Here is a 25,094-nt window from a genome sequence, read left to right on the forward strand (position 1 = left end):
GGGACGCCGTGCGGCGCGAACCGCGCGTGCGGTGCCCGGCCGGCGGAGAAAGAAGGGCCTAGAACGCGTTCAGGACCTCCATGACGCACGTCGGGTCCGTGGCACCCGGGAGGTAGAAACCGAGGCGGTCGGCGCCGGCCAGGCGGGCTCGGTGGGTGAGGGTTGCGGCTACTTCCTTCGGGCTGCCGACGGCGACCACGCGGTGCAGGAGGGTGTCGTCGACGGCGGCCGGGATGTCGGACCAGCGGCCGGCCCGGATCAGGGCGTGGACTTCGGGTTGGAGGTCGCCGTAGCCCTCGGCTTCCAGGACGGGGCGGTAGGCGGGGGTGGAGGCGTAGAACGCGACCATGGCGCGGGCGGCTTGGGTGGCGGCGGCGAGTTCGGGTTCGGTGCGGCCGGCGGCGACGATGACGTCGAGGACGAGGGCGAACTCGTCGCGGGTGCGCCCCGCTCGGTCGAGGCCTGCGGTGACGGCGGGGAGCAGCCGTTCGGTGAGGTAGGCGTCGGTGTTGAGGGGGTGGACGAGCAGGCCGTCGGCGGAGCATGCGACGGCTTCGAGCATGCGGGGGCCGACGCCGCCGGCGAGGAGCGGCGGGATGCCGTAGGGGTTCGGCGGCGGCGACAGGGTCGGCGGCATGAGGGTGAGGTCGAAGAAGTCGCCGTGGAAGTCGAGGGGCTCACGGGTCTGCCAGCAGGTCAGGACGGCGCGGACCGCCTCGATCGTCTCCGCCATGCGGGCGGCGGGGCGCGACCAGGTGGCGCCGTAGCGGCGTTCGATGTGCGCCTTGATCTGGCTGCCGAGGCCGAGGCGGAACCGCCCGCCGGAGGCGGCGTGCAGGTCGTACGCGGCGTGCGCCAGGTGGACCGGGCTGCGGGGGAACGCGATCGCGACGTTGGTCATGATGTCGAGACCGGCGGCGGCCGCGGGTACGAGGGGGAGGAAGACGTCGCCGGGGCCTTCGAACGTGAACACGCCGTCGAAGCCCGCGTCGGCGAGTTCCCGGGCCCGGTCGCCGGCTTGCGCCAACGGGGCGTCGAGGAGGGTGTCGACGGGGATGCGGGTGGGCGGCGGTGTTGCGGCGCCTGCCGCGTTCGGTCGGGCTGCGGTCGGTGCGGGGGGTGTGCGCGGATCCACGGAGACTCTCCCGGGTGAGGGCGTGATTCCGTAGGCATAGGGCACCGGGCGCGCGGGATCAAGGTGAATGGGCGTGTAGCCGGGGTTCTTCGTGCTGCGGGCCGGCCTCAGCCCGCCCGCTTCGGCAGCGCTCTGGCCGTCTGGCGGTGGGTGGCGTACGCGATGACGGCGACCAGGATCGGGAGGCCGGGCAGCATGACCCAGAGAAGGGCGTGGGAGGCGGTGCGCACCGGCGTCATCGAGGCGCCCGCGTAGGCGATCATCGGGCCGGTGGGGGAGTCGGTGCGGATCGCGACGATGCGGAAGGGTTCGGTGTGCGTGATGTCGCCGGTCAGCGGCTCGGGAGCGCTGAACGGGACGTTGACGGTCACGGTGACGGTGCGGCGGTCCGCGGGCGGGGCGTAGGCGGCGACCGGGCCGTGGCCGGCGAGGTTGTCGCTGGCGGTGAGGACGCGGCCGTCGGCGGTCGTCACCTGGACGAGGCCGCCGTCGCCGAGCGGGATCAGCCCGGTGAGCGGCATGCGGCCGTCGGCGACGTCGCGGGCGACGGCTTCGGCCCGGCTGCGGGCGACCGACTCCGCTTGATCGGCCAGTCCGGTCCGCACGGCGACCAGCAGGAGCGAACCGGCGAGGACGAGCGCCAGCGCCGCGACGAGGGACACGAGCGCGGCCGCGCGGGCGGGCGCGGAGCCATCGGCAAGCAGCACGCGGCGCAGCCGCTCACGCATCGGGAGCCCCCGGGGTCGGCCGGACTGGCCATGGACACATGGGAGATAGCGTGACATATCGGGTGCGAGGGGGCACGGTGGTCGGGCGTGTGGGTGAGGGGTGGAGGGGTGGAGGGTGTGCCGTGGGGGCGGTGTTCCGGCCGAGGCCGCGGTTCGGGTGGCTAGCTGTCCGAGCGCACCGCTTCCAGCCGCGCCCGTGCGGCCGTCACGAACGCCCGTCCCGCCGGGCCGCTCGGGCCGTCCGCGCGCCACGCGAACACCAGGCGGCCGCTGAGGGAAGGGCGTTCGATGCGGACGGCGGTCAGCTCGTCCGGTCGGAGCGTGGCCACGATCTCGGGCAGGATCGCCACGCCCAGGCCCTTGGCGGCGAGGTTGGCGAGCGTGCCCGGGTCGCCGGCCTCGAAGGCGATGTGCGGGCGGAATCCCGCCGCGCCGCACGCGTCGTCGAGGAGCCGCCGGATGCCGGTGCCGCGCGGGAGGCTGATCAGCGGGCGGCCGCGCAGGGTGTCGAGGGAGATGGCGGTGTGCGGGGCGAGTTCGTGGTCGTGGGCGACCGCGGCGACCACCGGCTGCTCGTCGACGACCACGAGCGCGATGCCGTCGGGAACCTCACGGCCGATGCTGACCACGGCGGCGTCGAGCCGGCCGTTGCGCAGGGCGTCCAGCAGGTTGTCGGTGTCGTTCTCCGAAAGGGTGATCTCCACGGCGGGGTGCCGCTGATGGAACTCGGCGAGCATGCCCGGGAGATCGACCTTGTGCGAGGTGACCGCGCCGACGGCGACGTGGCCGCGCAGGAGCCCGGTCAGCTCGTCCACGGCGAGGCGGGCCCCGGCCACGGCGGCCAAGGCCGCGCGCGCGTAGGGGAGGACGGCGGCGCCGACCCCGGTCAGCGTCACCTGCCGTCCGGAGCGGTCGAGGAGTTCCTGGCCGAGTTCGCGTTCGAGCCGTTTGATCTGCGCGCTGACGCCGGGCTGGGCCACGTGCACGCGCTCGGCGGCGCGGGTGAAGTTGCGTTCCTCGGCGACGGCGACGAAGTACTCGAGCTGGCGGAGTTCCATAACTGTTGATTCTAGTAGTGAGATTTACCATCTCTTGGACTTATGGCCGACGGGACGCGAGAGTGGAACCACGGCGAGCGCAGCACCGGAAAAGCGCCCCGGACGATCGTCCGGAACGCGGCCGGGACCGCGCCGCGGCACCATCCGAATCGCATCCCCCAGGAGCCGGCCATGACCGAGAACCTCGCCGTCGCGACCACCCCCGAAGACCTCGCGCGCCTGTTCGTCGAACGCGTGAACGCCCGCGACGCGGACGGCGTCGCCGCGCTGTACGCCCCGGACGCCGTGATGGCCTACCCGGCGGGGTCGGTGACCGTCGGCCGCGACGCGATCCGCGCCGTCGTCGAGAAGCTGATCGCCTTCGCCCCGCTGCCCTTCGCGGTCGAACCACCGCTGCCGACGGTGCGGCACGGAGACCTCGCGCTGACCTCGACGCGTGCGGCGGACGGAACCGGCGGGCGGGTGCAGGTCGCCCAGCGTCAGGGGGACGGAACGTGGCTGCGGATCATCGACCGTCCGGAGGTGCCGGTGGAGTGAGGGTCGACCGCGGTCTCCGGTGCGGAGCCGTCAGGCCTCGGCGCCGGAGACCGTGCGGATCGCCGCGAGTACGGCAGCGGTGTCCGCGAGATCCGGCAGGACGGCGTGCGCGCCGGCGGCGGCCAGTACGGTGGCGTCGGCGCGTCCCGTTGCCACGGCGACCACCGACGCGCCACCGGCCAGCGCGGCCGACACGTCGTGCACGGTGTCGCCGATCACCACCGTGCGGCGCCCGCCGAAGTCGGTGCGGTACGCGGCCGCGGCACGACTGCGGGCGAGCGGGACGAGCCGGGCCCGGTCCCGGTGGTCGTCGCCGTAGGCCCCTACCGCCAAGTCGATGTCCGGCCCGGCCAAGCCGACCGCGGCCAATTTGAGGTGCGTCGTGGCATGAAGGTTGCCGGTCAGCACGCTTTGCACGACGTGCCGGGCGGTCGCCAGTGCCCGGACCGCACCCGCGGCACCCGGCAACGGGCGTGCATCGCGCAGGAGTTCGTGGTGCCGTCGGAGGAACGCCGGGAGCAGTCCGTCCATGATGCCCCGGACGGCGTCGTCCGTCGGCTCTATCCCGTGCAGACGCAGCGTCTCCTGCGTGATGTGCAGGTCGGTACGGCCCGCCATGTCCGCCAAGTGCACCAGCTCACGACCGGTGACGTGGACGAAAGCGTCGGCGTACGCGCCGCGGCTGACCGGACCCGCGCTGAGCAGGGTGTGGTCGACGTCCCAGAGGACGAGGAGCCGCCGCGGGTCCGGCGGTGGGCGGTCGCCGGACCCGGGTGTTGCGGAGAATGCCGCCACGTCAGTCCTCGGCCCCCGCCAACTGCTTGTAGAAGAACGTGCAGTCCCGCAGCGCCCCGTGGGCGTCCTGGGCAAAGTCCGGCACGATGCCGAAGGCCGTCCAGCCCGCCGAGCGGTACAGGACATCCGCCGGGCTGCCCGTTTCCGTGTCGAGGATCAGGAGCGTGCGGCCGTGGGCCAAGGACTGGTCCTCGGCGTGGCTCAGCAGGCGGCTGGCGATGCCGCGGTCGCGGGCCTTGCTGTGGACCATCAGCTTGACCAGGTCCGCGCGGTGCCGGCCGTTGGGCCACGGGCTCAGCACGAGGCTCACCGTCCCCACCGGGACTCCGTCGGACTCGGCGAGCCAGACCAGGAACGTGCCGGCGGCGACGTCGTCGGCGCGGGTGTGCCACCACGCTTCGGCGTCCGCCGGGGCGAGCGGGGCGGCGAAGCCGAGGGAGGCACCGCCGTCCACCGCGTCCACCAGCAGCGCGGCGAGGTGCGGAACGCGGGCGGTGAAGTCCGCTCCGGTCACCGGGAGGATCGACAGGCCGGTCACGGCATCACACCCGCAATCAGGTAGCGCACCGGATCCGGGCCCGGGCAGCGGTATTCGGACGTCCCCCAGAGCCGGAACCGCAGGCAGTCCCCGGCATTCAGGGTGTAGGAGCTTCCGTCGAGGGTGATCTCCACGGAGCCTTCCAGCACCCACACGTGGTGCTCCAACCCGGCGACCGGCGGACCGTCGTAGACGATGTCCGCGCCGGGCCGGAGCACGCCTTCGATGAGGTCGGCGCGCAGCCCCGGATGCGGCGGCGACACGGAGCGCCGGACGAAGCCGGTGGTTTTGTCGCGCCACACCGGCTGCTCGTCGGCGCGCAGCAGCTCGGCCGCCGCGGCGTCGGATTCGACCTCGGCTATCAGGCGGGACAGCGGTGTGCCGTAGGCGGCGCACAGCTTGCCCAGCAGGGCCGCCGTCGGGCTGATCTCCGCGCGCTCCAGCCGGGACAGCGTGGAGCGGCTCACCCCCGTGCGGCGGGCGAGGTCGTCCAGCGACCAGCCGCGTTCGACCCGCATTGCGGCGATGCGCAGCGCGAGCCGGTCGTCGAGCGACGCGGCCGGGGGAGCCGGCGAACCGGCGGGGCTTCCCATATCCGGGATGCTATCCCGGATATGGGATGCCGTGGCAAGGGGGTGACGTGCGGATCACATCTCCGATTGCCGCGAGTCGCAGCGGCCGGCCGGTTACGCCCGTTCCGCCGCCCACCGTGCCAGATAGTCCGGCACCGGGCCGACACCGGTGTCCGGCTGCGCCGGGCCCGCGACCGTGCGGAGCGGGATGACGCCCGCCCAGTACGGCAGTTCGAGGTCGCCGTCCTCTTCCGCGGCGAGCCCGTGGTCGCGGACCTTGGCCGCGACCCGGTCGAGGTCGAGCGCGAAGAGTCCGGTCTGGGCGGCTTCCTTGCGGTTCGGCGGCCGGGCGTCCGTGCTGCGGCCGGGGACCAGGTGCTCGAGGAGAACCGACCAGCCGTGCGCGAGTTCGTCCGGGTCGGTCACGCGGCGCAGCGGGCCGTGGGCGATGACGCAGCGGAAGTTCATCGAGTGGTGGAACGCGGACCGGGACAGCACGAGACCGTCCGCGTGGGTGACGGCGAACGCGACCGGGAGCCCGTCGTCGCCGGCGTGCCGGACGGCGGTGGCGAGGTGCGAGCCGGAGGAGACGTGCACGTAGACGCGGCTGCCGTCCCGCCCGAAGGCGAGCGGGAGGACGTGCGGGACGCCGTCGGCGGTGAAGGAGACGTGCGCGAGGAAGGCCTCGTCCAGGATCGCGTGGACGGTGTCGGCGTCGTAGCGCATGCGGTCGCGGAGCCGGGTCGGGGTGGTGGCCTCGGTGCGCGGATAGACGGCGGGGGTCTCGGAAGCGACGCTCATGACGACCTCATTTTTGTACTAGGTCAAAACTGTGTTGGTGCCAGTACAATAAATCCACGGTGGGGGAGGGTGTCAACGGCGATATCCGGACCGGGCCCGCCCGCGCGGTGGCGTACCGTGCAACCGCACAACCCCGAAGCTCAGGAGGACTCCCCGTGGCGCTGACCGGGCGTACCGCCGCCGAGATCGCGGCCTCGGTGGAACGCGACCTCCAGCACGGCGCGTTGGAACCCGGCGCCGCCCTGCCCCCGGTCCGCGCGCTCGCCGCGGAACTCGGCGTCAACCCCAACACCGTCGGCGCCGCCTACCGCCTGCTCCGCGACCGCGGCATCGTCGAGACCCAAGGCCGCGCCGGCACCCGGGTCCGCGCCCGCCCCGCCGCCACCGACCGCAACGCCGTCGGACCCGCCGCACCGCCCGGCGCCCACAACCTCGCCAAGGGCGAACCGGACCCGGCCCTGCTGCCCGACCCCGCCTTCCCCGACCCGCGGACGTGGCGCGTCCTGTACGGCCATACCGCGCTGTACGAACCCCTCGGGGACGCCGCCCGCGCCCTGTTCGCCGCCGACGGCGTGCCCGCCGACCACCTCGTCGCCACATCCGGCGCCCTCGACGGCATCGAACGCGCCCTCACCGCACACCTGCGCCCCGGCGACAGCGTCGTCGTCGAAGACCCCGGCTGGGCCAACTTCCTCGACCTCCTCGCCGCCCTCAACCTCACCGCCGTCCCCGTCCCGGTCGACGACGACGGCCCCGACCCCGACGCGGTCGCCGCCGCACTCGCCGCCGGCGCCCACGCGTTCGTCGTCACCGCCCGCGCGCAGAACCCCACCGGGGCTGCGGTCTCCGCACCCCGCGCGGCCGCGCTGCGCCGCGTCCTGGCCGCCCACCCGGACGTCCTCGTCGTCGAGGACGACCACGGAAACGCCATCGCCGGACCGCCGTTGGCGACCCTCGCCGACACCACGCGGCACTGGCTGTACGTACGCTCCAGCGCCAAGGGCTACGGCCCCGACCTGCGCTGCGCCGTCGCCTCCGGCGACGCCACCACCGTCGGCCGCATCGCCGGCCGCCAACGCCTCGGCCCCGGCTGGATCAGCCACGCCCTCCAGCACGCCGTCGCCGCCGCCTGGGCCTCCGACACCGTGGCCGCCCAGGTCGACCACGCCCGCCGGACCTACGCGGAACGCCGCGCCCTCCTCCTCGACGCCCTCGCCGCCCGCGGCATCCCCGCCCACGGCCGCTCCGGCATCAACGTGTGGGTCCCGGTCCGCGACGAAATCGGCGCCGTCGCCGGCCTGCTGGCCCGCGGCTGGGTCGTCGCCCCGGGCACCCGCTACCGCATCGCCTCCGGCCCGGCCATCCGCGTCACCATCGCCACCCTGACGCCCGCCGAGGCCGAAGCCGCGGCGGACGCGATCGCCGAGGTCGCCGGCCCGGGGGCCCGGGCCGGGGCGGGGCCGGGGGAACAGGCTTATACGAGCGTGTGAGGGCCGGATCGTCCACAGCCCGAACGCAGGCAGGTCGACGAGTCCACGCCGGGAAGCCGCTCGACGAATCGCAGCCGGGGACGCCGCTCAGCGCGCCAACCCGACCCGGTCCATCAGCACCGAACCCGCGTTGAACAACTCCACTCCCGCCACCCGGTTCGTGAACACCGGCCCCTGCGCGGACTGCGCATACACCCACATCGGCAGCTCAGCGGACAGAGCCCGCTGCAAGTCCACGTAGGCGGTCTTGCGCTGCGCCGGATCGGTGGCCGCGCGTCCCGCCGCGAGCGCCCGGTCCGCCGCGGGGCTGCGCCAGCCCATCAGGTTCTGCGGGCTCGCCGACTGCAGCGCATTCCACGCCCGCGGCTCCGGGTCGACCACCCAGTCCTGGAACAGCGTGGCCTGATAGTCCCGTTGGACCACCACCCGGGTCACGAACGCCGACACGTCCAGCGTGTCGATCCGCATCGTCACGTTCTTGTACTGCGTCAGCCGGCTCTGCAGGTACTCGGCCAGCTTCACACTCACCGTCGCCTTCGGAACCGTGAACGTGAAGTCCAGCCGGTGCCCCGCGGCCGCCAGCTCGTCGAACAGGCGCTGTGCCTCCGCCCTGTCGAAGGCCGGCTGCGCCGCGCCCGCGTCGAAGTACGGCGACTCCGCGGCGAAGTAGCCGCGCGCGGGCACCCCGCCCTGGTTCAGCGTCCTCGCCATCTCCGCCGGGTCGACCGCCAGCGCGATCGCCCGCCGCGCCCGCACATCGTCGAACGGCGCCTTCGTGACGTCGAACTGCACCGCCTGCCCGCCATTCGACTGCACCGGGCGGGTGTTGAGCGTGCCCTTCGCCCGCGCCAGCAGCGCGTCGGCGCCGATGGCCAGGTCGGCACCGCCCGACTTGAGGGTGTTGTACTGCTGGTCGATGTCGGACATCACCTTGACGTCGACCTGGTCGAGATACGGCAGGCCTTTGTCCTTCTGCCAGTACGCCGGGTTCTTCACGAACACCTGCTCGGCTCCGCGCGTCCACCGCGACAAGGTGAACGGGCCCGCGCCGACCGGCCGGGTGCGGTACACGTCCGGTCCCATCGCCAATACCGACGGTGCCTCGACGAACGTCAGGTCGGTCGCCACCGACCGGTCGAAGTTCGGGTTGGGCGTGGCAAGCACCGCCTGGACGGTGGACGGGTCGACGACCCGCACCGTCAGCCCGGTGGTGGCGGCGCGGTGCTGCGACCGGACTTCCGGCTTGGCGTGCATCTCCCAGTTCGTCCGTACGGCCGCCGCGTCGAACGGCGTCCCGTCGGAGAACGTCACGCCCGGCCGCAGCTTGAGCGTCCACGTCGTGCCGCCGTCCGCCGTGGTCAGGCTCTCGGCGAGGTGCGGCTTGACCGTGTTCGTCACCGGATCGAGGTACACCAGCGGGTCGTAGAGCGCCGCCATGCGCGCGCTGTCCGCGGGTGCGCCGCCGTAGTTCGCGCCGAACGGGTCCAGCGAGGTCGAGTCGCCGACCGACAGCATCGTCAGCGTGCCGCCCGACTTCGGCGGACCGGACGGGCCCGCACTCCCCGGCGACGCGTTCGTGCCGCCGCCCCGGCACGCGGCCGCGGTCAGGACGACGGCTGCCGACAAGGCGGCGGCTTGCAGCACGACGGGATGGCGCACGTATCTCATGGCGGGTCCTCGACAGGGGAAGGGGCGGTCGGCAGGGGGAGCGGCTCAGGCGTCAGCCGCGGAAGCGGCGCGCGAAGTGCGCGCGCCGGCGGGCGAGGGCCTCGGCGCGTTCTTCGCCGGTCAGGCGGCGCGCGGACGCGGGTATCGCCGCGTCGAGTTCGTCGAACCGGACCACCCGGCAGACCGGCGTCGGCGTGCTGCGCGCCCAGATCCACCGCCACGACACGTGGCCCTTCGCGCGGCCCTCGGTGTCCAGCCAGTTCGGCACGCCCGGGTCGCGGTGCGCGACGACGATCCGGCACACACCGTCGTCGTCGACATGGACTTCCTGGCCGTTGAGCGCGTTCTGCCGGTTGTGCAGGTCCAAAGACTCGAACCACGGGTAGTTGTAGAGCTGCACGCTCCAGTAGTCCGCGTCCGGGACCGGGGTTTCGGCGAGCAGCGCCTCGTCGGGGCCGAGTTCGTACATGCCGCCGCCGTAGCGGATGGCGTCCGCGCCGCCCGGCACCGAGGTCGGCGGGCGGAAGCGGTTCGGGCCGCCCGCGGCCTCGTACACCGTGGCCATGAACGGCCCCCAGTACTGCATGGTGGCGCGCGTCCAGGTGCGGGCTTCGTCGATCCGTCCGGCCAGCACCGCGGGGGACAGCGGTTCGGGCGCCAGGCCGCGCGAGCCGACGCGTTCGACGACGAAGGCGCCGGTGCGGTCGTGGTCGAGGTCGCACACGTACTGGCGGATCGACAGGTAGCGGGCGCGCGGGTCGAGCGGCAGCCAGGGCATGCCGTCCGCGGGACGTTCGCCGCCGACCTGCAGGGTGAAGGACCCGTCGGGGGCGACGGCGAGGCCGTCGATGTCGGTCTCCGCGAAGACCCCGTACTGCTCGAGCTGCATGTCGCCTTCGACGGTCGACACGATGACGTTGCGGACTCCGGCGAGGTTGCCCGTCAGCACGTACGCGTACCGCCCGTCGACCCGGGCGCGCAGATACACGTTGTCGACGTTGGGGCCGCCCCACTTGACCACGTCGTCGTCGAAGCGCTGGAACGTGGGGAAAGCCGGGTCGCCGTGTTCGAGCAACGCCTGCAACGCGTGCACGGCGACGCGCGACAGATGCCGCACCCCGTCCGCCGGATCGGGATGCCCGCCCGCGTGCACCGCCCGCCCGAGGTCGGACAGTTCGGCGCAGAACCGGGTCCACGCGTCGGCGGTGCCGGAGGCGTCGGTCGGGGTGGTTGGATCGGTCACGGCGGAGGCCCTTCTCACGACGTACTGAGGCCCTGCCTTAGTTAAGGCGGGGCCTCAGTAAGGCATGGGCGGCATGCCGAGTCAAGGGCCGTGAGACGCGCGGGCCGGGGGAGTCCCGGGACGCGAAAACGCCCCGGACCCCGTCGGAGGAGCGGGGTTCGGGGCATCGGCCCGGGGTGCGGGGATGTTTCGCGCGAGGGCCGCGGTGGGCCGGTGAAGGTGCCCGGCCCACCGCAGAATCGATTCGCCAGGAAGGGGGCGGTCAGGCGGTGCGGTTGCCCGTGCCGCGGCGGCGGGTCGCGAAGGTGGCGCCCACGCCGGCCAGCAGCAGGGCGGCGCCGCCCGCGGCCAGCGGCAGGGTCAGGTCGGATCCGCCGGTCGAGGCCAGCTTCTCGCCCGCCGGGGCCGAGGCGGCCGACGCGCCGCCGGAGGTGCCGCCCGACGTGCCGCCGCCCGCGGCGGGGGTGCTGGTGGACGGCTTGGCCGTGGCGGGCTTCTCGGTCGCCGGCTTCTCGGTCGCGGGCTTGGTGGCCGGCTTGCTCGTGGCGGGCTTGCTCGTCGCCGGGGCCGAGGCGAACGACAGCTTCAGGCGCGCGGGGAGGGTGTGCGTGGACATGTCGTAGACCACGACGCCGCATGCGACCTTGGTGCAGTCGGTCGTGCCGTAGGAGCCCTTCGCGGTGAACGCGGACGAGAACGCGCCCTTCGCGTCGGTGGTCACCGACGCCGTGCCGGCCATGTCGCAGCCCTCGCCGCGCTGCGTCGACAGGTCGCAGTTGATCAGCATGAGGGACTTGTTCGCCTCGAAGCCGCTGCCCGAGACGGTGATCGACTCGCCGGACACCTTGAGGTTGCCGGTCTTGCTCGCCGAAAGCGAGCCCGCGGCCGACGCGTTCGGCGCGGCGAGGGCGACGGCGAGCGCCGCCGCGGTGGCGGTCAGGGTGATCCCGGCGGGCAGGCGAAGGGACGTCATGGTCGTTCTCCAGCTGTGAGGGGCCGGCTCGGCGCGCGAGCAGGCCGGGAAACGGGCTCATACGGCCCAAACGGCCGCACCCGAAACTGACGCCACATTAACTTAGGCAAGGCTTACCTTGGCAAGAGGGGGGCCCAATGGCGTGCATTTTGCTACTCGTGCGGCATTCGCGCGGTCGGCTTCGCCCACGAACACCCGGGTGGGGAAAGGCGATCCGGAGGGCAACGCATCAGTATGATCAATGCCTGCCGGCCTTTCGGCCGGATGCCGACGATGTGAGGTGACGCGCGATGCCCGACAGCAACGAGGCACAGGATCCGCTGGAGGGTTGGACGCCCACCGGAATCGACGTGACGGTGCCCAGCATCGCCCGCATCTACGACTCGCTGCTCGGCGGCAAGGACAACTTCGCCGTCGACCGCGCCGTCGCCGCCGAACTCCTGGAAGCCGCACCGGGCTTGGCCGAGTGCGCGATATCGCACCGCCTCATCCTGTCCCGCGGCGTGAAGTTCCTCGTCGAGCAGGGCGTCCGGCAGTTCGTCGACCTCGGCTCCGGGCTGCCGTCCGCGCAGAACACCCACCAGGTCGCCCAGGACGGCGACCCCGAGGCGCGCGTCGTCTACGTCGACAACGACCCGATCGTGCTCGCGCACGGCCGCGCGCTCCTCGCCGAGAACGACCGCACGACGGTCATCACCGCCGACATGCGCGACCCGGACGGCGTGCTCGGCCACCCCGACCTGACCGGGCTCATCAAGGCCGACGAGCCGATCGCCGTCATGATGCTCGGCGTCATCCACCACATCAACGACGACGAAGACCCGGCCGGGCTCGTCAAGCGCTACCTCGACGCCCTGCCGTCCGGCAGCTGGCTGTTCCTCACCCACTTCCTCTCCGTCGGCGTCGAATCCGACGCGCTGGAACGGGTGATGCAGGGCTCGCACAAGACCGGCCGGTTCCGCACCCGCGAAGAGATCGAGGCCTACTTCGACGGCCTCGAACTCGCCGAGCCCGGCGTCGTGTACCTCGATCTGTGGCGTCCCGACGTGCCGACCGACGCGGACAGCCTGGACGTCGGCCAGCGCCTCGTCCTCGGTGGCATCGCGCGCAAGCCGTAAGCCGCAAGCCCGAGGCATCCGCAAGCCCGAGGCATCCGCAAGCCCGAGACATCCGCAAGCCTGACGCCACGCGTAAGCCTGACGTACCGACCCAAGCGCCGAACGCCGACGGGCCGCGAGGAACTTCCTCGCGGCCCGCGGCATTTCCGCGCGTCATGGCACCGGCTGCGCCGTCACGCGTCGCGCATCCAGTGGCCGCCGGTGTCCCAGCCCGTGAAACGGCGCACGTTCGGCACGGCGGTGTCGTCCAGGCTCCCGCCGACGAACACGTGCCGCAGGCCCGCCAGCACCGGCGCGAGGCGCCGCGCCGTGTGCTCCGGACGCCGCGCCGTCTCCTCGGCCATCCACGCGACCACCGCGAACTGCTCCTCGAGACCGCACAGCGACAGGAAGAACACCGTCTGCCGCCACGCGTACGCGGCATCCTTGATCGTCCCCAACGGCCGCGGATTCCCGGCGATTTGCTGCACCAGACGGCACACCGTCCGGTAGGCGCCCCGGGCCGGCTCCGCCCAGCCTTCCGGCGGCTCCACACCGATCGGGTACACGAGCGCCGCCAGGTTGTGCGTGGTCAGGATCTGCGCCTGCTCGATCACCTTCCCGTTCGCCGCCACCCACCAGCGCCCCCGCGGATCGATGCCGGCCCGGTCCCGGCACAGCGCCGCGAACGCGTCCGAGGTGTCCGCGGCCAGGCCCCGCTCGCGCTTGACGTCGCCGATCGCCCGGATCGCCGCATAGTCGATGCCGTAGTACCGCTCGTACAACGTCCCTTCGAGCAGCTCGCCGGCCGCCTGCGCGGCGCGCAGGAACTTCGCCGAGAACGTGCCCATGAAGATGTCCGCCGCCAGTTCCTCGGTGAACACCGCCCCCGCATCGGCCTGCCGTGCCAGCGAACCCAGCTCCTGCAGCAGCGGGTTCGGCACGATCGTGCCCGGGAACGCGCGCACCGTCAGCGTGCCCAGCTCGGTCAACGCCGCCCGCGCGTTGCCCGCGGTGTCACTCGACACCCGCCGGTACTTGGACACCCCCTTCACCCAAGGCAGTTCCTCCAACCGCACCTGGTGCTCCAGGTTGAGCAGCAGCAGCGACCGGCGCTCGGCGAACGCCCCGTACACCGCGGTCATGAGCGTGCGCAGCGCAGGATCGTGGTACGCCAACGATGTCGTCGCCGCCACCAACTGCGGAACCAGCTCGGCCAGTACCTCCGCGGACGGCACGATGCCGCGCTCGACCAGCTCGGCCACCGGCGCGCTCAGCGCACGCTCGACCGGATGCCGCAGGCTGTCCGGGATCGGGCTGCCCGCGCGGACGCCCATCCGGTCGGCTTCCTCTTCGGCGACCGGCTCCAGCAGCCATGCGGTATCCGGCAGGCCCGCGTCGTCGCGCAGGTTCGCCAGCCGGGATATGAGCACCCGCGCCAGCTCGTGCAGCGTCGCCGTCGAGGCGTCCGCGGCCTGGCGGGCCCGCAGCGCGGTGTGCTCGGGCGAACCGGGCGCGCCGCGCTTCGCGACCATCGACTCCACGGCATGCCGGAGCAGGCCGTGCGCGACGGGTACGCGTGCGGCGGGCTTGGCGGCGCGCCCGAAAAGGGTGCGCGCGGGGGTGCCCGGCGTCAGACCCAGCGCGTCGGCCAAGGCCGTGCGCAGGATCGCCGAGTTCTCCTTCGGGTCGCGGTGCTTCGAGCACAGCTTGTGCTGCGCGGCCAAGCGGTCGTAGCGCTTCAGGAGTTCGCGGCCGCGCTCGGCCCAGCCCGCCGGGCGGATCGCGCCCGGGCCGTCGTCGTCGACGGTCTCCAGCCAGTGCGCGAGGAGCTGGTCGGCGTACGGGTTCCACACCGTGAGCGCCTCGTTCATCGCCTCCACCGCGGGCTTCGGCGGCCGCGCCGAGAGCGTGGCGCGCAAGTCGCCCACGGTCTCGCGGTGCACGGCGGACCCGTCGGGCACCGGAGTGTCGCTCGGCCGCGGCAGGAACCGCAGCCGGTCCGCATACGGGGCGATCTCGTCGAGCAGCGCCAACGCCTCGGCCCGGTTGCCGGCCCGGAGCAGCCACGCGATGGTGAGCAGCGCGGCCTCTTCCGGCACGGCCACGTGGTAGCGGCCGTCGTCGAGCATCGCGTGCAGTTCGGCCATGCCGGCGTCGGTCAGGAAGTAGCGGAACACCGCGCGCCGGTCGGCGGCACGCAGCCCGGCGCGGTCCGCGACCGCGGTTTCGTGCGCGGTGAGCGGGCCGCCGGCGGCGGCGTCGCCGGTCGCGAACCCGCCGCGCACGATTTCCGGGGTGACCCAGGCGGGAAGCCCGCGGACGGGCGTGCGGGAGCCGACGGACAGCGAGCCGTCGGCCATGCCGCGGCCGACCTGCGTCCATTGGCGCACGCGCTCGTCGGCGCGGCGCCGCGTTGCGGCGTCCTCGTGGGAGGCGGCGGTAACGAATGCCTTGGCCAGCTGCCAATCCGCGTAGCCGGGATTGGCGACGGGCCGCACGTGAATCTCGTTCATGCCGACGTGGCGGGCCCTGCCCCCGCGCCCTCCGGGATAGGAGCCCGGTGCTCTGCTTGCTGAGCTACACGCCGTGGTGGGGGAATCGGCATGGCGGGTGCTGCCCCCGCGTCTTCCGGATTTACCGTCCGGTGCTCTGCTTTGCTGAGCTACATGCCGTCGTCCCCCGACATCGCCGACGTGGCGGGTCCCGCCCCCGCGCCCTCCGGGTTGAGAGCCCGGTGCTCTGCTTGCTGAGCTACACGCCGATGTTCCGATCGCCAACGTGGCGGGTCCCGCCCCCGCGCCCTCCGGGTCCAGAGCCCGGTGCTCTACTGGCTGAGCTACACGTTGTGGTCCGCCGGCGGGGTGCTTGCGCGTTCCGCCGACGGACATGACGTTAGGGGGACGAGGCTGCGTGGGGCAACGGAGTTACGCGCCCTGTGGACAAAGGCCGGGTAGGGCGCGTCAGGCGCTGCCGATCGGGTCCTTCGCCCAGGTGGCGACGTCGACGACCGCCGCCTGGCGGGGGAACAGCTTGCCGGTGAGCACGGCGTGCACCTCCGGGTCGGGGTCGAAGCACGCGTCGGCGAGCACCGTGAGCCGGTAGTCGAGGTCGGCCGCCTGCCGCAGCGTGGACAGCACGACACCGCTGGTGGAGATGCCGGTCAGCACGAGGTGCCGGATCCCGGCGGACCGCAGCAGCATGTCGAGGTCGTTGCCCGCGAACGCGCTGTAGCGCTTCTTCGCGACCACGAGTTCCCCGTCGCGCGGCGCCACGTCCGGGTGGATCTCGGCGCCCGGGTCGGCGTCGGTGAACACCGGCTGTCCGCGCAGGCGGGCGAACGCCAGGTTGTCCGGGGACACTTCGGGGTGCCCGGGGCGGAAGCCGACGACCACGTACAGCACCGGGATCTCCGCGCCGTGTGCCGCGTCGATCGCGCGGGCCACGCGGGGGAGGTACTCGGGATCGGTGACGTTCGCCGTCATGTTCCGCTGCAGGTCCATGACGAGCAGCGCGGTCGCGGGGGCGGTCATAGGGGATCAGCCTTTCGCGAGTGAGGAGCCGGTGCGGGCCAGGGAGCGGTCCGCGGCCGTGATCACGAGGAACAGCGCGGCCACCACGAGCATCAGCATCGCGAGTTCGTGCAGCCCGGCGCTGTCCGCGCGGTGCGGGTAGAAGGCGCCGGTCGCCGCGGAGGCGGCCATCGCGCCGAGATAGCTGAAGGTGCGCAGCAGTCCGGCGGACGACGCCATCCGCGCCGGGTCCGCCTGCTGGTACACCGAGTTCTGCAACGCCAGGTTGAGCACCCCTTGCGGGATGCCGAAAGCGAACGACACGAGCAGGAGGAGCCAGATCCCGCTGCCCGCGCCCAGCAGGAACAGCAGCGACGAGGCGACGACCTGCCCGATCGCGCCGACGAGCAGTTTCACGCGGATGTCGGTGCTGCGCCCCATCGTGGTGGACACGACGATGGCGGTGGCGAACAGCGGCAGTTGGATGAAGCCGGCCTGCGAGGCGGACAGGCCGCGGCCCTCCTCCGTCCACTGCGTGTAGCCGTAGAGGAAGGCGTAGGCGACGAGATACGCCAGCAGGGCGCGTGCGTACGTCGTCACCAGCGGCAGGTTCCCGCGCAGGACGCGCACGTCGACGAACGGCTTCCCGGCGCGGACTTCCCGCACCACGAAGCCCACGGCCAACGCCGCCGTCAGCGCGAGCAGCCACCACAGTTCCACGTGCGGGTTCATCAGGAACAACAGCAGCGTGACCAGCGCGCCCGCGAACAGCAGCATGCCCGCGAGGTCCAATTCCGCGGCCAAGCGGGTGCCCTCGCGGCGCGGCGGGACGTCGGTGCGCGGCAGCCGCCACATCCCGAACAGGAAGCCCACCGCCGCCAGCGGCACGTTCAACGCCAGCGTGCTGCGCCACCCGCCCAGCGCGATCAGCAGGCCGCCGAGCGGCGGCCCGATCACCGCGACGGTCTGGCTCGCCACCGCGAGCAGCGTCAGAATGCCCGCCGGACTGTCCCGGCCGGTCCGGTCGGCCTCGCTGCGGATCAGGTACATCGCGGCGGGATAGCCCGCGCACGTGCCGAAGCCGAGGACCACGCGGGCGGCGATGAGCACGCCCAGGTTCGGGGCGAACGTCCCGACCAGCCCGGCGAGGCCGCCCAGCGCCATCCCGGCCAGGTAGAGGCGGCGCGGTCCGTACAAGTCGATGAGCCGGCCGACGACCGGCTGGCCTATCGCGGTCGCCAGGTACAGCGCCGACACCAGCCACGCCGTTTGCGCGGGCGCGGCGCCGAACGCGGCACCGATCGGCACCAGCGAGACGGCCAGGATCGACGTGTTGATCGGGTTGAGGACCGACCCGAGGACCAGCGGCGGGAGCAGCCGCCGGTCGAACGCGGCTTGGTCCGGCCCCTTGTCCGGCCTCGTGGTCGGCGCCGTGCCGGGTGCCGCACCGCCGCGCGGTCGGCCGCCGCGCCGGAACGCCGCCGCCCAGCGGCCCGCCGGCGCCGTCACAACTCCGTCACCCGGGCCAGCACCGCCATGGCGGCGAGCACCGCCCGCCGCTCGTCCTCGGTGCAGTGGTCGTCGAGCGTGCGGGTCAGCCACTCCTCGCCGGCCCGGCGCCGGTCCTCGAGGAGGCCGCGGCCGTCCGCGGTCAGCGAGATCAGCCGGCTGCGGCCGTCGTCGGGATCCGGGCGGCGCTCGACGAGGCCGCGTTCCTCCAGGACGCCGACGGTGGCGGCCATCGACTGGTGCCGCACCCGCTCGCGTGCCGCCAGCGTGGCGACGGACGCGGGGCCCTGCTTGTCGAGCCAGCCGATCACCGACGTCTGCGACGGGGTGAGCCCGCGGGTGTCCGTCGAATCGCGCAGGCGGCGGCGCAGTCTGCTGAAGACCGCGCGGACCTCCCGCGCGGCCGCCAGCGATGACGGGGACACGGCATGCGCGGACCGATCCGGCGCGGTCTCGTCCGGCCGAGTCCGACCCGGGCGAGTCTCGTCCAGCGGTGTTTCGGGCATGCCCCCACCGTAGATATGCAGTCTGGGCTGCGCAAGTAAGACTGCATATTTTCTCGGGCTCAGCCCGCGTCCGGCCCCAGGCCCAGGCCGCCGAACCACGCCGCGATCGACGCCGCCGCGCGCTCCGGGTGGGTGAGCGGGCCGAAGTGGTCCAAGTCCTCGTGGACCTCCAGCTCGCCCTTCGGCAGCCGGTCGGTGAGCCGGCGGCGCGTGTCGGTGCCGGTCTGCTCGCCGTACACGAGCAGCACCGGGCAGCGGATCTCCGCCATCGCGTCGTAGGCCTCGGACACCACCGACGACACGTACACCTGGGCCTCGTTGTCCGGCAGGCACTTGAGGCGGATGCGGTCGCCTTCGGCGGTGAAGCCGTGGTCGACGTACGCCTCCAGCGCCTCCGGGTCGAACGACGCCATCGGCGGCTTCGACCCGAAGTTGCGCAGCGCCTCCGCCCGGTCCGCGAACGCCGGGCGGCGCCGCCGGGTCGGCTCGATGAGCGGGTTCTCCAGGACCCCGCCCGGCAGCGGCGGCGCGAACACCGCGGGCTCGAACAGCCACAGCGCCGCGAAGGTCCCCGGCCGGGCGGCTTCCGCGAAGATCAGCGCGGCGCCGCCCGCCGAATGCCCGATGCCGACGAGGCCGGTGCCCGGCTCCCGGGCGATCCCGTCGGCCGCGGCGAGCACGTCGTCGCCGAACTCGGCCCACGGGAACGTGTAGCCGTCCGGGACCGGGGTGTCGCCGTGGCCGCGCAGGTCCACGGCGTGGCAGGCGTACCCGGGCAGGCGGCGGGCCGTCGGACCCCAGACGCGCCCGTGGAACCCGGTCGCGTGCGCCAGGACCGCGGGCACCGCGCCGCCCGCGCCCGCACCGTCGGGCCCGGGCAGCCGGTGCACGGCGGGATGGGCATGTCCACTACTGGCAAGTTTCATGGACGCAGTCAACCATCGGTGGCCGGGGGCCTGCCGCGCAGGTGGAGAGGGCCACGCACGGGGGTGACGACGGCCACGCCGCGTCCGGAGTCAGACGCTGTCGCGCGGTTCCTCGTCCGCGGCTTCGCCGCGTGCCGCCGGAACCGGCGACAGTGCCCCGGCCTCGCCGCCGTCGTCGGCCGGGGCCGCGGCTTTCGCCGCCCCGCGCGCCGCGAAGCGGGCGCCGGTCGTCTCGCTGTACCGCGCGGTGAGCGGCCCCACGATCACGAGGATGAGCACGTACGCCGTCGCGAGCGGACCCAGTTGCGGCTCGATCCCCGACGTCACCGCCAGACCCGCGATGACGATGGAGAACTCGCCGCGCGCCACCAGCGTGCCGCCCGCGCGCCAGCGTCCCTTCACGCCGATGCCCGCCCGTCTGGCCGCCCAGTAGCCGGTCGCGACCTTCGTCGCCGCGGTCACCACGGCGAGCGCGAGAGCGGGCAGCAGCACCGGCGGGATGCTCGTCGGATCGGTGTGCAGGCCGAAGAACACGAAGAACACCGCGGCGAACAAGTCCCGCAGCGGGCTCAGCAGCGCGTGCGCACCCTCCGCGACCTCGCCGGAGAGCGCGATCCCCACCAGGAACGCCCCGACCGCGGCCGACACCTGCAGCTCCTGCGCGAGGCCCGCGACCAGCAGCGTCAGGCCCAGCACGACGAGCAGCAGCTTCTCCGGGTCGTCGCTGGACACGAACCGGGAGATCAGCCGCCCGTACCGGACCGCGACGAACAGCACGGTCGCCGCCACGCCCAGCGCTATGGCCAGCGTCAGACTGCCCTGCGCCAGGCCGACTCCGGCGACCAGCGCGGTGACGATCGGCAGGTACACGGCCATCGCCAGGTCTTCGAGCACCAGGATGCTCAGCACCACCGGCGTCTCCCGGTTGCCGATCCAGCCCAGGTCGCCGAGGACCTTCGCGATGACCCCGGAGGACGAGATCCAGGTGACGCCCGCGAGCACCACCGCGGCGACCGGGCCCCAGCCCAGCAGCAGCGCCGCGATCGCCCCGGGCAGGGCGTTGAGCGCGCAGTCGACCAGCCCGGCCGGGTACTGCGTCTTGAGGTTGGAGACCAGGTCGGTCGCCGTGTACTCCAGGCCGAGCATGAGGAGCAGCAGGATGACGCCGATCTCGGCGCCGATCGCGACGAACTCCTCACTGGCCCCGAACGGAAAAAGGCCGCCCTCGCCGAAGGCGAGGCCGGCCAGCAGGTAGAGCGGGATCGGCGAGAACTTCAGACGCCCGGCCATCCGGCCGAGCAGTCCGAGTCCCAAGATGATGGCGCCGAATTCGATCAGGAAGACCGCAGAATGCACGCGTCACACCCGACCGAGGATCTCGGCCGCCGCGTCGACGCCCTCGCGGGTGCCGATGAGGATCAGCGTGTCGCCGCCCGCCAGGCGGAAGTCCGGCGTGGGGGACGGAACGGCCCCCGAGCGGCGCAGCACCGCCACGATCGAGACACCGGTGTCGGTGCGCAGCTTGGTGTCGCCCAGCACCCGGCCGTTCCACACGCCTTGCGCGGACAGCTCGATGCGCTCGGCGACCAGGCCGAGGTCGGTGGTGTGCAGGATGCTCGGGCTGTGGTGCGCGGGCATCAACGCGTCGATGAGCGAAGCGCTTTCGCCTTCGGTCAGGCGCAGCGACTGCGCGCACGCGTCCGGGTCGTCGTCGCGGTACACGCCGACGGTCCGGGTGCCGTCGCGGTGCGCCACGACGGAGATGTGCCGGGATTCGCGGGTGGTCAGGTCGTACTTGACGCCGATGCCGGGCAAGGGCGTCGAACGCATCCGCGCAGCGGGCACGGTGGGCCTCCTCGGGGTCGGGAAAACGTTTCGTCCCGGCACCGGGTCCTGCCTGGCGGACAGGCGCCGGCCGCAAAACGGGCGGTCCGCCATGCTGCCATCCGCGGCGCCGCCCCGGATATGGGTGTCGGCACCGATGGACGAGACCCGTCCGGACGCGCCACAATCCGGGGGCGCATGCCGGGCCGCCGCCCGGCGAAGCGTTTCTGCAGCCGGGCGGCGGGAGGTGGCGTGCGAACCCGGTCAGACGTCGAACTCGGCCGGGTCCAGGCCGAGCGCGAAGCAGGCCTCGCGGACGACGGCGCGCTCCTGCGGGTCGAAGTTGCCGTCGGCGCCGCCGATGACGATGCCGATCTGGATGACGGCACGCGCCTCGTCGGGCTTCTTCTTGGCCTTGGCGACGTCCTGCATGACCTGGACCTTGCCGACCTGGTAGTCGGCCGACAGCTGGTTCGCGTAGGCGTAGAACCGGCGCTCCAGGTCCGCGCGTTCGAAGTTCTGGAGGACGTCGTTCGCGGCGATGAGCTGGGCGACCTTGGCGGTTTCGGCCTGGTCGACCGACCCGTCGGCGGCCGCGACGAGCGCGCACATCGCCATGCTCGCGTCGCGGAACGCGCCGCTCTTCAGGTCGTTCTTCTTCGCCGTCAGCTGCGACTGCATCGTCTGCGCCGACTGCTTGAAACGGTCCCACAGGGCCATGAGTTCTCCCGAATCGACACCGCGGGCGGATTCGCCCGGGGAACCGAAATCTACAGCACTGTAGAAGTCGACGTGCCGCCACGGCGGTTGCCCGTCGCTTCGCGGAAAGGCCGATCATGATTCCCGAGATCCCCGAAGCCGTGCACGCCGGCGCCGAAGACGTCCCGTGGGTCGAGAACATCGCCTACCCGGGCACCATGATGCGGCTGCTGCGCGCGGACCTGCACGAAGGCACCTACGTGATGGCCGGGCGCCTGCCCGCGGGCCTCGCGGTCGGCACGCACCGGCACGTGGGCGCCGTGCACATGTTCACGCTGTCCGGCGCGTGGGGCTACCGCGAGCACGGCTTTGTGAACCGGGCGGGCTCATACCTCTACGAACCGCCCGGCTCCACCCACACGTTGTTCGTGCCCGCGGACAACACCGAAGTGACCGAGACCCTCACGATCGTGCACGGCATCACCGAATACCTCGACGCGGACGGCAACGTCGTCGCCGTCTCGGACGCCGCCGCGACGCTGCGCGGCTACTACGCGAGCTGCGAAGCGGCGGGCATTCCGCGGCCTTCGGGGATCCTGCTCTGAGGGGGCGGGCTCGGGCGCCGCGGTGCCAGGTCACTGGTCGTGCGGGACGACCGCGACCGGCCCGTAGGCGTGCAGCAGGACGGCGTGCGCCACCATGCCGAGCCGCAGGCCCATCGACGTACCCGCGGAACGCCGCCCGACCACGGTCAGCTGCGCCCGCTCGGACGCGTCCACCAGCGCGGCCGCGGGCGCGTCGTGCACGGCGGTACGCACCACCGGGACCTGCGGGTACTTCTCCGTCCAGCCCGCGACGGCCTCGGACAGCGCACGCGTCACCGCGTCCTCGACCGCGACCTCGTCGAACACCGGGCCGCCCGCGATCGCCGACGCGCCCATCGTCCACCCGTGCAGCACCCGCACCCGCGTTCCCGGATGCGCGGCCGCCGCGGCGAACGCGAAGCCCAGCACCGCGTCGGCTTCGTCGCGCACGTCGATGCCCGCCACGACCTCCCGCGGCGGCACCGAACCGTCTGGACGCAACGCCTTGTCGCCTTCGGCCGGTGGCCGCACCACGACGACCGGGCAGCGCGCCACCGACGCCGCGGCAAGGCTCGTCGACCCCAGCAGCAGACTCCGGAACCCGCCGCGGCCCCGCGAGCCGACCACGAACAGCTCCGCATCCGAGCTTTCCTCGGCGATCATCGTGCCGACCAGGTCCGCCGCGTACGCCGATCGGATCTCCAGCTCCGGCGCCACCTCCCGGGCCCGCTCCTCGGCCGCGTCCAGCACCGCACGGCCTTCCGCGAGCCCCGTCGCATGCCCTTCCGGCCCCGGCAGGGGCAGCCACGCATGCACGATCCGCAAGCCGCTGTCCCGCGCCTCCGCCTCGGCCGCGGCCCACGCCACCGCCCGCAGCGCATGGTCCGACCCGTCGACCGCCACGGTCAGATGCCGGCCCTGCGCGTTGATCTCCGACATGTGGTGAATCCCCTCAGCCGTTCCGTGCCGTCGTCTGCCGTCGATGGCTTCGCCCTGCCGTTCATCATCGACTCTGCCCGCATCGGTCCCGCGCAGACAGGGCCGTAAGTCCCGAGGTCGGGACGGCTCGGCCGGACGGGGGCAGGCATGCCGCTGCCCCCGCCGGCCTCGACCGACGGGGGCAGCGGCAGTTGCCTCAGCTCGTCTTGCCCACCTGTTCCATGATCAACTGGCCCTCGTTCACCAACTGGATTCCGCCGATGTTCGTGCGGAACACCGCCGTCGTGGTCGCCGCCTGCCAGACCCACAGCGGCAGGTCGTTGCCGATGGCGCGCACCAGGTTCGTGTACGCGGCACGCCGCTGCTCGGGGGTTGACGCCGCGCGCGCGGCGTCCAGTGCGGCGTCGGCCGCCGGGCTGTTGTAGCCCGCATAGTTCGACGCGCTGTTCGAGCGGAACATCGTGTCGTACGACGGGTCCGGGTCCGCCTGCCAGCCGCCGTAGTTCTGCGCCTGGAAGTCGCGGTTGACCAAGCCCTTGGTGATGTAGGCGCCGATCTCCACCGCCTCGATCTCCATGTGCACGTTGCGGTACTGGTTCAAGCGGCTCTGCATGTACTCGGCCGTCTTGCGCGCCGTCGCGTGCGCCTGGGTCAGGAACGTGAACTTCACCGGCTTGCCCTCGGCGGCCAGTTCGTCGAACAGGCGCTGCGCCTCGGCCTGGTTGTACGAAGGCTGCTGCTGCACGCCCGGCTCCAGCAGGGCCGAGTTGTCGCGCAGGATGCCGCGGCCCGCGGTGACCTCGCCGTTGAACAGCGTCTTCATCATGGCGTCCTGGTCGATCGCCATGGCCACGGCCTTGCGGGCGCGCGGGTCGTCGAACGGCGCGCGGCGCAGGTTGAACATGAAGAACTGGCCGCCGTCGACGAAGTAGCTGTCCGAGTTAAGTCCGCGCTTGTCGGCGTCCGCCTTGGCCGCGCCGTCCGACAGGACGGAGATGTCGGCCTGGTTGCTGCTCATCGCGTTGAAGATCTGCTGGTTGTCCGCGATGGACTTGAAGGTGACCTCGTCCAGCTTCGGGAGGCCCGCCTGCCAGTAGGTGGGGTTGCGGACCATCGTCTGGTGGTCGCCGCGCACCCATTCCTTGAGCGTGAACGGCCCGGCGCCGACGGGCTTGGTGGAGAAGCCCGCGGGGTCGGCCTTGAACGCGGTCGGCGAGGCGATGAAGCACAGGCCGAACGCGACCGTGCGGTCGAAGCTGCGGTTGGCCACCGGCAGGGTGATCCGCATTTCGAGCGGGTTCACCACTTCGGTGGTCACGCCGACGACCAGGGCGCGGCGCAGCGACTTCATCGCCGGGTCGGCGTGCGCGTCCCAGTTGGCTTTGACGGCGGCGGCGTCGTAGGGGGTGCCGTCGCTGAACTTGATGTTCGGGCGCAGCTTGAGTGTCCAGACCTTGCCGTCGGCGTCGGGGGCGAGGCTCTCCGCGATCTTGGGCTTGACCTGGCCGGTCTTCGGGTCGAGGTAGACGAGCAGGTCGTACAGCGCGGTCATGCGGCTGCCGTCCGCGGTGGCGGTGTACGACGCCGTGAACGGGTCGAGGCCGCGCGATTCGACGGGCAGCGGGATGACCGCCTTCCCGCCCTGCACGACGGGAACGGCGGCGGCCGGGCTTTTCCCGCCGCCCGACTTGCCGCTGCCGCCGCCGCACGCGGTGGCGGCGAGGGCGAGCACGACCGCCGCGGCGGCGGTGCGGAACGCGGTGCGGAAGCGGGGTCGGGCGCGGCGGGCCGTTCCGCGGCCCTCGCGGGGCGGGACGGCGCCGTCGCGGGCCGGGGGATCGGTGGGGCGGAACAGGGACGGAGACACCAACGACGCTCCCTGAGCAGGAGGAAATGCCGGACGGGTCGTGCGAACCAGGGCGCCTGGAGACAGCCCATGATGCTTGCCTCGGACAAGAAA

At 72.8% G+C, this 25,094-nt stretch carries 24 protein-coding genes and 4 tRNA genes; 4 read left to right on the top strand and 24 right to left on the bottom strand.

The window, feature by feature from the left end:
* Nucleotides 1-58: 58 nt before the first annotated feature.
* From ABEA93_RS16165 to ABEA93_RS16175, 3 genes are all read right to left on the bottom strand, one after another.
* Nucleotides 59-1,135 (bottom strand): TIGR03617 family F420-dependent LLM class oxidoreductase, encoded by a 1,077-nt coding sequence (locus ABEA93_RS16165; protein ID WP_345676239.1) that lies wholly within the window; start codon nt 1,133-1,135, stop codon nt 59-61.
* A gap of 107 nt (nt 1,136-1,242) precedes the next feature.
* Complete coding sequence (locus ABEA93_RS16170) at nt 1,243-1,863, bottom strand: hypothetical protein (protein ID WP_345676240.1); 621 nt, start codon at nt 1,861-1,863, stop codon at nt 1,243-1,245.
* 161 nt (nt 1,864-2,024) lie between these two features.
* Nucleotides 2,025-2,921, bottom strand: a complete 897-nt coding sequence (locus tag ABEA93_RS16175; RefSeq protein ID WP_345676241.1) for a LysR family transcriptional regulator — start codon at nt 2,919-2,921, stop codon at nt 2,025-2,027.
* Between the two features lie 171 nt (nt 2,922-3,092).
* Between ABEA93_RS16175 and ABEA93_RS16180 the strand changes: the two genes are divergently transcribed.
* On the top strand, nt 3,093-3,458 hold the full coding sequence (locus ABEA93_RS16180; RefSeq protein WP_345676242.1) for a YybH family protein: 366 nt from the start codon (nt 3,093-3,095) through the stop codon (nt 3,456-3,458).
* Between the two features lie 30 nt (nt 3,459-3,488).
* Here the strand turns inward: ABEA93_RS16180 and ABEA93_RS16185 are convergent, their stop codons facing one another.
* From ABEA93_RS16185 to ABEA93_RS16200, 4 genes are all read right to left on the bottom strand, one after another.
* A complete protein-coding gene (locus ABEA93_RS16185) occupies nt 3,489-4,253 on the bottom strand; it encodes an HAD family hydrolase (RefSeq protein WP_345676243.1) in 765 nt (254 codons plus the stop codon).
* A 1-nt stretch (nt 4,254) separates the two neighbouring features.
* Complete coding sequence (locus tag ABEA93_RS16190) at nt 4,255-4,791, bottom strand: GNAT family N-acetyltransferase (protein ID WP_345676244.1); 537 nt, start codon at nt 4,789-4,791, stop codon at nt 4,255-4,257.
* Nucleotides 4,788-5,384, bottom strand: a complete 597-nt coding sequence (locus tag ABEA93_RS16195; protein WP_345676245.1) for a helix-turn-helix domain-containing protein — start codon at nt 5,382-5,384, stop codon at nt 4,788-4,790. The genes ABEA93_RS16190 and ABEA93_RS16195 overlap by 4 nt, the downstream gene beginning before the upstream one ends.
* Nucleotides 5,385-5,477: 93 nt before the next feature.
* The gene (locus ABEA93_RS16200) at nt 5,478-6,164 is read right to left on the bottom strand and encodes a pyridoxamine 5'-phosphate oxidase family protein (RefSeq protein ID WP_345676246.1); all 687 of its coding nucleotides are present in this window, start codon (nt 6,162-6,164) and stop codon (nt 5,478-5,480) included.
* A 155-nt stretch (nt 6,165-6,319) separates the two neighbouring features.
* Between ABEA93_RS16200 and ABEA93_RS16205 the strand changes: the two genes are divergently transcribed.
* A complete protein-coding gene (locus ABEA93_RS16205; protein ID WP_345676247.1) occupies nt 6,320-7,654 on the top strand; it encodes an aminotransferase class I/II-fold pyridoxal phosphate-dependent enzyme in 1,335 nt (444 codons plus the stop codon).
* Nucleotides 7,655-7,741: 87 nt separating this feature from the next.
* On the opposite strand, the gene ABEA93_RS16210 is transcribed toward ABEA93_RS16205, so the two are convergent.
* From ABEA93_RS16210 to ABEA93_RS16220, 3 genes are all read right to left on the bottom strand, one after another.
* Nucleotides 7,742-9,322, bottom strand: a complete 1,581-nt coding sequence (locus tag ABEA93_RS16210) for an ABC transporter substrate-binding protein (RefSeq protein ID WP_345676248.1) — start codon at nt 9,320-9,322, stop codon at nt 7,742-7,744.
* Nucleotides 9,323-9,374: 52 nt separating this feature from the next.
* A complete protein-coding gene (locus ABEA93_RS16215) occupies nt 9,375-10,565 on the bottom strand; it encodes a DUF1214 domain-containing protein (protein WP_345676249.1) in 1,191 nt (396 codons plus the stop codon).
* A gap of 262 nt (nt 10,566-10,827) precedes the next feature.
* Nucleotides 10,828-11,538 carry a neocarzinostatin apoprotein domain-containing protein gene (locus ABEA93_RS16220; protein ID WP_345676250.1) on the bottom strand — a complete coding sequence of 237 codons (711 nt, stop codon included), beginning with the start codon at nt 11,536-11,538 and terminating at the stop codon, nt 10,828-10,830.
* Nucleotides 11,539-11,828: 290 nt separating this feature from the next.
* On the opposite strand from ABEA93_RS16220, the gene ABEA93_RS16225 reads away from it, so the two are divergent.
* Nucleotides 11,829-12,656: an SAM-dependent methyltransferase gene (locus ABEA93_RS16225; RefSeq protein ID WP_345676251.1), complete on the top strand. Its 828-nt coding sequence runs from the start codon at nt 11,829-11,831 to the stop codon at nt 12,654-12,656.
* Nucleotides 12,657-12,829: 173 nt separating this feature from the next.
* Here ABEA93_RS16225 and ABEA93_RS16230 read toward each other — a convergent pair whose 3' ends face one another.
* From ABEA93_RS16230 to ABEA93_RS16285, 12 genes are all read right to left on the bottom strand, one after another.
* On the bottom strand, nt 12,830-15,151 hold the full coding sequence (locus ABEA93_RS16230) for a hypothetical protein (protein WP_345676252.1): 2,322 nt from the start codon (nt 15,149-15,151) through the stop codon (nt 12,830-12,832).
* A 1-nt stretch (nt 15,152) separates the two neighbouring features.
* A tRNA-Arg gene (locus tag ABEA93_RS16235) sits at nt 15,153-15,225 on the bottom strand.
* Between the two features lie 11 nt (nt 15,226-15,236).
* Nucleotides 15,237-15,310 (bottom strand) — tRNA-Tyr (locus ABEA93_RS16240).
* 16 nt (nt 15,311-15,326) lie between these two features.
* Nucleotides 15,327-15,399 (bottom strand) — tRNA-Glu (locus ABEA93_RS16245).
* Between the two features lie 12 nt (nt 15,400-15,411).
* Nucleotides 15,412-15,484 (bottom strand) — tRNA-Gln (locus ABEA93_RS16250).
* 114 nt (nt 15,485-15,598) lie between these two features.
* On the bottom strand, nt 15,599-16,168 hold the full coding sequence (locus ABEA93_RS16255) for a cysteine hydrolase family protein (protein WP_345676253.1): 570 nt from the start codon (nt 16,166-16,168) through the stop codon (nt 15,599-15,601).
* A gap of 6 nt (nt 16,169-16,174) precedes the next feature.
* Complete coding sequence (locus tag ABEA93_RS16260; protein ID WP_425584965.1) at nt 16,175-17,512, bottom strand: MFS transporter; 1,338 nt, start codon at nt 17,510-17,512, stop codon at nt 16,175-16,177.
* 140 nt (nt 17,513-17,652) lie between these two features.
* Nucleotides 17,653-18,162, bottom strand: a complete 510-nt coding sequence (locus ABEA93_RS16265; RefSeq protein ID WP_345676254.1) for a MarR family winged helix-turn-helix transcriptional regulator — start codon at nt 18,160-18,162, stop codon at nt 17,653-17,655.
* A 59-nt stretch (nt 18,163-18,221) separates the two neighbouring features.
* A complete protein-coding gene (locus tag ABEA93_RS16270; RefSeq protein ID WP_345676255.1) occupies nt 18,222-19,088 on the bottom strand; it encodes an alpha/beta fold hydrolase in 867 nt (288 codons plus the stop codon).
* A 90-nt stretch (nt 19,089-19,178) separates the two neighbouring features.
* A complete protein-coding gene (locus ABEA93_RS16275; RefSeq protein ID WP_345676256.1) occupies nt 19,179-20,444 on the bottom strand; it encodes a cation:proton antiporter in 1,266 nt (421 codons plus the stop codon).
* Between the two features lie 3 nt (nt 20,445-20,447).
* The gene (locus tag ABEA93_RS16280; RefSeq protein WP_423527839.1) at nt 20,448-20,918 is read right to left on the bottom strand and encodes a cation:proton antiporter regulatory subunit; all 471 of its coding nucleotides are present in this window, start codon (nt 20,916-20,918) and stop codon (nt 20,448-20,450) included.
* A 258-nt stretch (nt 20,919-21,176) separates the two neighbouring features.
* The gene (locus ABEA93_RS16285; protein WP_345676258.1) at nt 21,177-21,632 is read right to left on the bottom strand and encodes a tellurite resistance TerB family protein; all 456 of its coding nucleotides are present in this window, start codon (nt 21,630-21,632) and stop codon (nt 21,177-21,179) included.
* 116 nt (nt 21,633-21,748) lie between these two features.
* On the opposite strand from ABEA93_RS16285, the gene ABEA93_RS16290 reads away from it, so the two are divergent.
* Nucleotides 21,749-22,216, top strand: coding sequence for a 2,4'-dihydroxyacetophenone dioxygenase family protein (locus ABEA93_RS16290; RefSeq protein ID WP_345676259.1), 468 nt, complete (start codon nt 21,749-21,751; stop codon nt 22,214-22,216).
* Nucleotides 22,217-22,246: 30 nt separating this feature from the next.
* On the opposite strand, the gene ABEA93_RS16295 is transcribed toward ABEA93_RS16290, so the two are convergent.
* Entirely contained in the window at nt 22,247-23,134 is an 888-nt protein-coding gene (locus tag ABEA93_RS16295) for a universal stress protein (protein WP_345676260.1), read from the bottom strand.
* Nucleotides 23,135-23,330: 196 nt separating this feature from the next.
* Complete coding sequence (locus ABEA93_RS16300; RefSeq protein WP_345676261.1) at nt 23,331-25,001, bottom strand: ABC transporter substrate-binding protein; 1,671 nt, start codon at nt 24,999-25,001, stop codon at nt 23,331-23,333.
* Nucleotides 25,002-25,094: the final 93 nt, after the last annotated feature.

Origin of the sequence: Yinghuangia aomiensis (assembly GCF_039542225.1) — a bacterium.
GTDB lineage: Bacteria > Actinomycetota > Actinomycetes > Streptomycetales > Streptomycetaceae > Yinghuangia > Yinghuangia aomiensis.

What these genes read in the sequence shown, in the direction of transcription:
- ABEA93_RS16210 (WP_345676248.1), bottom strand. Translation starts at nt 9,322, where the DNA reads ATGAGATACGTGCGCCATCCCGTCGTGCTGCAAGCCGCCGCCTTGTCG.
- ABEA93_RS16285 (WP_345676258.1), bottom strand. Translation starts at nt 21,632, where the DNA reads ATGGCCCTGTGGGACCGTTTCAAGCAGTCGGCGCAGACGATGCAGTCG.
- ABEA93_RS16265 (WP_345676254.1), bottom strand. Translation starts at nt 18,162, where the DNA reads ATGCCCGAAACACCGCTGGACGAGACTCGCCCGGGTCGGACTCGGCCG.
- ABEA93_RS16175 (WP_345676241.1), bottom strand. Translation starts at nt 2,921, where the DNA reads ATGGAACTCCGCCAGCTCGAGTACTTCGTCGCCGTCGCCGAGGAACGC.
- ABEA93_RS16290 (WP_345676259.1), top strand. Translation starts at nt 21,749, where the DNA reads ATGATTCCCGAGATCCCCGAAGCCGTGCACGCCGGCGCCGAAGACGTC.
- ABEA93_RS16230 (WP_345676252.1), bottom strand. Translation starts at nt 15,151, where the DNA reads ATGAACGAGATTCACGTGCGGCCCGTCGCCAATCCCGGCTACGCGGAT.
- ABEA93_RS16220 (WP_345676250.1), bottom strand. Translation starts at nt 11,538, where the DNA reads ATGACGTCCCTTCGCCTGCCCGCCGGGATCACCCTGACCGCCACCGCG.
- ABEA93_RS16200 (WP_345676246.1), bottom strand. Translation starts at nt 6,164, where the DNA reads ATGAGCGTCGCTTCCGAGACCCCCGCCGTCTATCCGCGCACCGAGGCC.
- ABEA93_RS16170 (WP_345676240.1), bottom strand. Translation starts at nt 1,863, where the DNA reads ATGCGTGAGCGGCTGCGCCGCGTGCTGCTTGCCGATGGCTCCGCGCCC.
- ABEA93_RS16255 (WP_345676253.1), bottom strand. Translation starts at nt 16,168, where the DNA reads ATGACCGCCCCCGCGACCGCGCTGCTCGTCATGGACCTGCAGCGGAAC.
- ABEA93_RS16270 (WP_345676255.1), bottom strand. Translation starts at nt 19,088, where the DNA reads ATGAAACTTGCCAGTAGTGGACATGCCCATCCCGCCGTGCACCGGCTG.
- ABEA93_RS16225 (WP_345676251.1), top strand. Translation starts at nt 11,829, where the DNA reads ATGCCCGACAGCAACGAGGCACAGGATCCGCTGGAGGGTTGGACGCCC.
- ABEA93_RS16280 (WP_423527839.1), bottom strand. Translation starts at nt 20,918, where the DNA reads ATGCGTTCGACGCCCTTGCCCGGCATCGGCGTCAAGTACGACCTGACC.
- ABEA93_RS16195 (WP_345676245.1), bottom strand. Translation starts at nt 5,384, where the DNA reads ATGGGAAGCCCCGCCGGTTCGCCGGCTCCCCCGGCCGCGTCGCTCGAC.
- ABEA93_RS16295 (WP_345676260.1), bottom strand. Translation starts at nt 23,134, where the DNA reads ATGTCGGAGATCAACGCGCAGGGCCGGCATCTGACCGTGGCGGTCGAC.
- ABEA93_RS16180 (WP_345676242.1), top strand. Translation starts at nt 3,093, where the DNA reads ATGACCGAGAACCTCGCCGTCGCGACCACCCCCGAAGACCTCGCGCGC.